Origin of the sequence: Pseudoflavonifractor sp. MSJ-30, from assembly GCF_018918045.1 — a bacterium.
GTDB lineage: Bacteria > Bacillota > Clostridia > Oscillospirales > Oscillospiraceae > Faecousia.
The window spans coordinates 1-3,718 of record NZ_JAHLPU010000043.1 but is presented as its reverse complement, the minus strand read 5'-3'; the positions used below and the strand labels follow the sequence as shown (position 1 = coordinate 3,718).

Here is a 3,718-nt window from a genome sequence, read left to right as displayed (position 1 = left end):
CCGCGCCCCATTTGTCAAGCACTTTTTGACAAAAACTGACATTCTTTTTTAGGCAGGTTGTACAAGGACAACTGTCCGCATTTTGCGCACACTTCGTCTTATGGATCAATGTGGAATCACATTGATCCAGCCTGCAGGGCCACCCAATGTCAATTTGTTTCCCTTCCGCTCTCATTCACCACCCTGATCTGCACCGCCTTCATGGCGTTCAGGGCGGTGTTGTGGCTCTCCTGCGTGACGCCGGCGCAGCAGGCGGCGTCTACGGTCACGGGGGTCTCAGGGAAAGCGGATTTCAGGATCACGGCGTTGGAGATCACGCAGATATCCGTGCACAGGCCGCACAGCTCGATGGACTCCGGGGTGCCCTCCTGGGCCAGGAGCCGGGGCAGGGAGATGCTGCCGAAGCTCAGCTTATCCACCACGTTGGCGGCGAAGGGCTGCAGCTCCTCACAGATCTGCCAGCCGGGGGTCCCCTGGACGCAGTGCTTCACAGGCAGATTCCGGCCCTCCTGGGTATTCAGATAGTTGGGGCCGTGGGTGTCCCGGGTGAAGAGCACCTTACCGTCAAAATGGGCCGCCTTTTCCACGACCTTCGGCACGATGGCCTGAGCCATGGGAGAGCCCAGCGCGCCGTCAATAAAATCCTTCTGCATATCCACAACGATCAGATATTTCACGGTTTTCCCTCCTGTTATCGGACTGCCTGCATTTCCCGGGATTCCTCCGCCCGGCAATTGACCTCCTCCGGATCCCGGAAGGTATCCACGGCAGTTTTCAAAGCCTTGCGGCAGACCGCGTCGTCCTCGGTCTTCACCGCCTCGTCCAAAATGCGCAGCTTTTCAGCGATCTCCTCCGGGGCCAGCTTTTTGTCCCGTTCAATGAAAATCTGGTCGTTCTCCGTCTTGTCCAGGTCCTCGGTCTTTACCAGCAGCTCCTCATAGAGCTTTTCGCCGGGCCGCAGGCCGGTTTCCACGATGTCGATGTCCTTATAGGGCTCGAAACCGCTGAGCCGGATCATATTTTCCGCCAACTCCAGAATATGCACAGGTTTGCCCATATCCAGCACAAACAGCTCGCCGTTCTTGGCGAAGGCGCCGGAGGTCAGCACCAGCTGGGCCGCCTCGGGGATGGTCATGAAGTAGCGGATAATCCGCCGGTCCGTCAGCGTCACAGGCCCGCCGTAGAGAATCTGCCGCTTGAACAGGGGGATCACGCTGCCATTGCTGCCCAGAACATTGCCGAACCGGGTGGCAGAGCAGTTCATACTGCCCCGGTGGTTCAGCACCTCCATTTCGCACATGCGCTTGGTCGCGCCCATGACGTTGGTGGGGTTCACCGCCTTGTCCGTGCTGACCATGATGAACTTGCCGCAGCCGGAGGCCTCCGCCACATCCAGCAAATTCCGGGTTCCGAAGACGTTGTTCTTCACCGCCTCGCAGCAATTGGTTTCCATAAGGGGCACATGCTTGTGCGCCGCGGCATGGATGACCACGTCCGGCTTATATTCCGCGAATACCCGCTCCAGCTGGCCCTTATCCGTAATGGTCACAATCTCCACCGCCAGCTTCAGATGGGGGAATTTGATTTTCAGCTCCTGCTGGATGTCATAGGCGCCGTTTTCATAGACGTCCAGAATCACCAGCTGCCGGGGGCCGATCTTGGCGATCTGCCGGGCCAGCTCACTGCCGATGGAGCCGCCGCCGCCGGAAATGAGGACGGTTTTTCCCCGGTAATAGGCCTTGGTGTCATCTGTAAGGATTTCGGAAGTCTGCCGGAACAGCAGCTCCTCCGCGTCAAAGTCACGCAGGCTCCGCTTGCCGTTCACCGCCTGGGTGGTGGGATAATCATAGGTCTTCAGCTTGCAGCCCGTGGCCTTGTAGCGGGTGTAGAGTTCCTTTTTCCGCTCGGCGGTGGCGCCGGGGATGGCAAAGACGATCTCCTGAATATTGTAGTCCCGGAAGGCCCGGTCGTCCGCCTCATCGTCGGACAGTACGGGGATGCCGTTGATGGACCGGCCGATCTTGTTCCGATCGATATCCACAAAGAACTTGGCGGTGTAGGCTGCCCGGGGATTGCTGGACAGGTCCGTCGCCAGACCCGCGCCCACCCGGCCGGCACCGATAATGGCGATGTTGATCCGCCGGCCCTGGGTCTTGTCCATAGGCTCCACCCGGATGCCGGTGAGCTTCCGGGTCACGGTACGCAGGAAGTCAGCGGCCCTGGAGCCCCGGCTGTTGGCATCGTACAGATACTGGTAAATCTGCCGCATGAGGATATCCCCCAGCAGATTCAGCGCGAACAGGGTCACGGCACGCAGAAATTCCACATCCCGCAGGGGAAGCAGCCGCTGTAAGATGAAATACACGCCGCCGCCCAGAACATCGTAGCAAATCAGGTTTACGTACAGATTATTCCCGCCGTAACGCCAGACGTTGTTGTAGGAGTTACCCAGTGCCCGGGCGCCCAGCATGCAGGCCGCCGCCAGAAGATAATGCAGCAGCGCTTCCACCCTGGTAATGGGATAGTAGCTGCTGGGGTAGAATACCAGCAGCAGAACGGACACCAGCGCCAGCATCACAAGGTCATAAAACATCAGCACCAGCGCGTGAGTGCTGACGGTCGTCTTTGGTTTCTTTCGCATATTTCCCTCTCTCTTCCGTCTTTACAGTCCCAGAAAAATCCTGATATAGGGCGTCAGGCTGCTTTTTATGGCTGTGAAAAGCCCAAAATGTTTCTTGAGATAATAAAACCAGGGGCCAATCGGGTCACCCTTGACGCTCTCCTTCTTTTTCAGACGCTGCTTCAGGGACAGGCTTCTGTCGTGCCAGGTTCCGTTCTGGGGATTGTCGCAGCACAGGCCCACATAGCCTTGGGATACACGGAGCGTCCCTCCCGCCTCGCGGAGCGCGAAGCCATAGTCAAAGTCCCCCAGAGAGTGGTGATAGTGCCGGTCCATGGAGCCGGTCCTTCGGAACAGGGCGTAGGGAATCAGAACGCAGTTGGCGTTCATGGTGTCCGCCGGTTCTGTTTCACCGGGATCCATAAAGCGGTAGCGGATGCCCCTTTCATATTGGATGCCGCTGTAGCTGAGCTTTCCCTCTGTGTCCTCCGTTGCCCCCACGATCACGTCCTTCCCCCCACTCTGGAGGGCCATGGTCTCGATACAGCCGGGGTAGAAGTCCACATCGTCGTTCATCATGAGAAGATAATCGTAATCGGTATCTTCCCGTAAGAGCGTATCCATGCCCATACCCATGCCCCGGGAATAAAAGAGACTGCCGTCTCCCCAGAGAATGCGGACGGGGAAATTCCGTGCCCGCAGCGCCTCAGCCGTGCCGTCGGTGCTGCCGTCATCCACTACCAGAAAGGTAAAATCGATACCGGGATTGCCGGAAAGCAGGCTTTCTATGGCATGAATGGATTTTTCTTTTCGGTTGAAACAGGTAAACAGTGCCAGAACCGTCGTCATGGACTGCCCTCCTTTGTAGTTTTCCGGGGTTCGGCCCGGTTATGCGCAGGGAACACAAACCGGGGGTTTGTGTTCCAATGGACAATTGACAATTGACAGTTGACAATTCAGGGGTTTCCTGCGGAAACCGATCAAAATAATGATTTCAAATTTGTCCCGTAGGGACACAATAATTGTCAATGCGAATCAAGAGTTGAACGTATACCCTGAAAGCGGAAATCCCAAGCCTTCCCCTGGGAGGGGAAGGTG

At 57.3% G+C, this 3,718-nt stretch carries 3 protein-coding genes; all 3 read right to left on the bottom strand.

Features of this window, described 5'->3' with window-relative positions:
• Positions 1 to 149 precede the first annotated feature (149 nt).
• From KQI10_RS06505 to KQI10_RS06495, 3 genes are read right to left on the bottom strand one after another with little or no spacing between them, the layout of a single operon-like run.
• Entirely contained in the window at positions 150 to 677 is a 528-nt protein-coding gene (locus KQI10_RS06505) for an isochorismatase family cysteine hydrolase (protein ID WP_216566601.1), read from the bottom strand.
• A gap of 14 nt (positions 678 to 691) precedes the next feature.
• Positions 692 to 2,641, bottom strand: coding sequence for a nucleoside-diphosphate sugar epimerase/dehydratase (locus KQI10_RS06500; protein WP_216566600.1), 1,950 nt, complete (start codon positions 2,639 to 2,641; stop codon positions 692 to 694).
• 21 nt (positions 2,642 to 2,662) lie between these two features.
• Complete coding sequence (locus KQI10_RS06495; protein WP_216566599.1) at positions 2,663 to 3,469, bottom strand: glycosyltransferase family 2 protein; 807 nt, start codon at positions 3,467 to 3,469, stop codon at positions 2,663 to 2,665.
• Between the last annotated feature and the right edge of the window lie 249 nt (positions 3,470 to 3,718).

Excerpts from the sequence above, each read along its gene's own strand:
- KQI10_RS06500 (WP_216566600.1), bottom strand. The coding sequence starts at position 2,641 with ATGCGAAAGAAACCAAAGACGACCGTCAGCACTCACGCGCTGGTGCTG.
- KQI10_RS06495 (WP_216566599.1), bottom strand. The coding sequence starts at position 3,469 with ATGACGACGGTTCTGGCACTGTTTACCTGTTTCAACCGAAAAGAAAAA.